Below are 3299 nucleotides of genomic sequence, written 5' to 3'. Positions count from 1 at the left end.
TGATTAACATTATAACAGAGAAGCTCTCATGAGCGTTATTTATTTAATTGTGTTTCATTTAATTTTACATCTCGCCAATATTTTGTTAAAAATTACATTGTCGAAAATAGAAAAAACCTGTAATGTTTATTGCCTATAAAATTTAAATATGATAGAATTAATCATAAATTATGATTACGATTTAATAGCATAATAGTAAGGGTATGGTTATTCCAGTATCTACATAACATTTTAAGGAGGATTTATGTTTAAAAAATCGAGAAAAGCAATAATATTATTACTAATTTCATCTATGTTGGCCGGCTGCACGGGTCAGGTCAGTGCAAATACACCCATACCCAATGAAGAAAATGAAGATCCGGTTGTAGAAGTTCCTTCCGAACCATCCGAACCAGTGTTATCCGAAGAAGAAAAGCAAAAACAGGAATTAGAAAAAGAGCTTCAGGAAAGAATTGAAGTTGAAGCGAAACGGAAAGAAGAATTAAAAGAATTTTATGTTCCGTTAATTCCCGTAGGTGAAGAAAGAGAAAAGAAAACAGTTGAAGTAAAAGCATTGTATGCTACGGGACACACAGCCGGCAATGAATTGAATAAAGAAAATATAGATGCATACGGTGCATATGTGAAAGCTCTTGCCGATAAGGATACTGCAAAAGCAAAGGAGCTTTCTGTAGATGCGGAAAAAGCCAACAGATTTGAAAGAATCATAGGCATAGCTGTAGGTACGGAAATTAACAGCCTGGTAATAAATGTAAAAGATGACAACGGACTTATAACGTATAACAGTGATATAGAAATCGTACAAAGGATGAACGAAGCAACTGCCATTCCTATAAAAGATGTAAACAATATGCTTAAAGTCCTTGAAGATTATGATATATATACAATAGGAAGAATAGTTGCATTTAAGGATAAGAATTTTGCAGTCAAGAGTCCCGAACATTCAATACAGTTAAAATCGGGAGGAACATGGTTAGATCCAAACAGCGGCAACATCCCTTGGATTAACCCTTTTGATAAATATGTATGGGATTACAATATAGCTATTGCTAAGGAAGCATCGCTTCTGGGCTTTGATGAAATTCAATTTGATTATGTCAGATTCCCTGACGGAGCAAAAAAGTATAACCCTATAACTGAATTTCCCGGAAGAAACGATAGGGATAAGGATGAGGCAATAGCAGAATTTTTGCAATATGCAAAAGAAGAATTAGAGCCGTACAGTGTGAACTTAGGTGCGGATGTCTTTGGTATAACAACAAGAACATGGGATGATTATCCGGAAGATATAGGTCAGACATGGATTTTAATAGGTGAGCATGTAGACAATATTGCACCGATGGTTTATCCAAGCCACTATTCAACAGGCTGGTATAACTTAGAAAATCCTAATGCACATCCTTACCTTGTTGTCAAAGGTTCTATGGAAGAAGCCATTGAGAAAAATTCCTCCATGGTTAATCCTCCGATAATCAGACCGTGGCTGCAGGATTTTGATTGGGCAGGCATAGAATACGGTTATGATAAGGTAAGAACACAAATAGTTGCGGCAAAAGAGCTTGGAATTTACGAATATATGATTTGGAATCCAAGTAACGTTTATGACCCGAGAGCATATATTGCAACAGATGAAGAATCAAAAACAACGTACCCATTGGATAAAGGTGAGCTTGATTACAGAGAAAAATCACCTGCCGACGGAGCCGATAAATATTTATCCGGTATGAAGACAGGAAGATACAGTTATATGTATTTGATGGAACCGGTTAAAGACAGAGAAAAAGATTTCGATAAATACGCTGAAAAAGCAGAAAGCTCAAACCTAAAATTGTTAAGCTACAAGATTAACGGTTATGAAATGGATTCAACAAACAAAGATGCTGCAATTGTTAATTTGTATTACAAAATAGAAATAGACGGTGAAACAAAAGAAATAATAGAAAAAGACAATGTTAAGTGGAATGCTATAAGAGAAAATGGTATTTGGAAGATAAGACCGGATTTTCAATAATTTATAGTGGTTCATCAATCCGGGGAAGATTTTATATCTTCCCTTTTTGTTCGTAAAAGAAATAACTATGTAATGTAATTGCAAACAAAAACTTGACATATCAGAAATTGTTGCTATAATAAATTTTATATATTTAAAAGAAGATGTAAATTTTTATAAATTTTTATTGGAAGAAGGAATGATTATGAAGAAAGTAAATATTGCAATTTTAGGAGCAACCGGAGCGGTTGGGCAGGAAATGCTCAAGGTTATCGGAGAAAGAAATTTTCCTTTTAATGAATTGAAATTGTTGGCAAGCAAAAAAAGCGCAGGAGAAGAAGTTGAATTCCAGGGGGAAAAGTATATTATCGAAGAAGCGACCGAAGATTCTTTTAAAGATATAGATATAGTTCTTTGTGCAGCAGAGAATCATATAAGCGAAGCTCTTTCGCCTGCTGCAGTAAAAGCGGGTGCAGTTGTAATAGATAACAGTTCAGCCTTCAGGTTAAACGAAGATGTGCCTCTGATAGTCCCGGAAGTAAACGGCGAAGATGTAAAAAATCACAAGGGTATAATAGCAAATCCTAACTGTTCGACGATTATAGCTATGACTGCCTTAAATGAACTGAATAAATATGCTAAAATCAACAGAATGATTGTTTCAACATACCAGGCGGTATCAGGCGCAGGTGTAAATGGAATTAATGAGCTGAATCAGCAGATTGAAGATCTCAGCAAGGGAAATCCTGTTGAAGCAAAAACCTTTCAGTACCAGATTGCATACAACTTGATACCTCAAATAGGAGATTTTGATGATGAAGGATATTCTCAAGAGGAAATGAAAATGCAAAACGAAGGCAGAAGAATATTTCATAATCCTGATTTAAAAGTAAATTGTACCTGTGTAAGGGTACCCGTTTACAGAAGCCATTCAGAATCAATTACTATTGAAACAGAAAAAGAAATAACACCGGAAAAAGCTAAAGAATTGTTAGCAAAATCAGAGGGAGTTAAATTAATTGATGATTTAGCTAACAAAAAATATCCCATGCCACTGGATACAACAGATCAGGACTTAATATATGTGGGCAGAATCAGAAAGGATATTACTAATGACAACTCATTGTCGTTATGGTGCTGCGGTGATCAGGTAAGAAAAGGAGCAGCAACAAATGCTGTCCAAATAGCAGAGCTTTTAATAAAATAATTAAAAAAGACTGACCATTGCGTCAGGCTCAGACTGCTGACAAAGTCAGCAGCAAGTAACAAAAATTACGAAAACTTAACAGAGAAACAGTTGGAAAACCAA

The 3299-nt window shown here is 35.1% G+C and carries 2 protein-coding genes; both read left to right on the top strand.

Going from position 1 to position 3299, the window contains the following annotated elements:
- Positions 1-244: 244 nt before the first annotated feature.
- The gene (locus HZF24_RS18610; RefSeq protein WP_179239880.1) at positions 245-2011 is read left to right on the top strand and encodes a putative glycoside hydrolase; all 1767 of its coding nucleotides are present in this window, start codon (positions 245-247) and stop codon (positions 2009-2011) included.
- Between the two features lie 184 nt (positions 2012-2195).
- Positions 2196-3197, top strand: a complete 1002-nt coding sequence (locus HZF24_RS18605) for an aspartate-semialdehyde dehydrogenase (protein WP_179239879.1) — start codon at positions 2196-2198, stop codon at positions 3195-3197.
- The last annotated feature ends 102 nt before the right edge of the window (positions 3198-3299 follow it).

Source organism: Sedimentibacter hydroxybenzoicus DSM 7310 (assembly GCF_013403245.1).
GTDB classification, from domain to species: Bacteria; Bacillota; Clostridia; order Tissierellales; family Sedimentibacteraceae; genus Sedimentibacter; species Sedimentibacter hydroxybenzoicus.
Note: the sequence above shows the minus strand (reverse complement) of the source record. Positions and strands in the feature narration are given on the sequence as shown.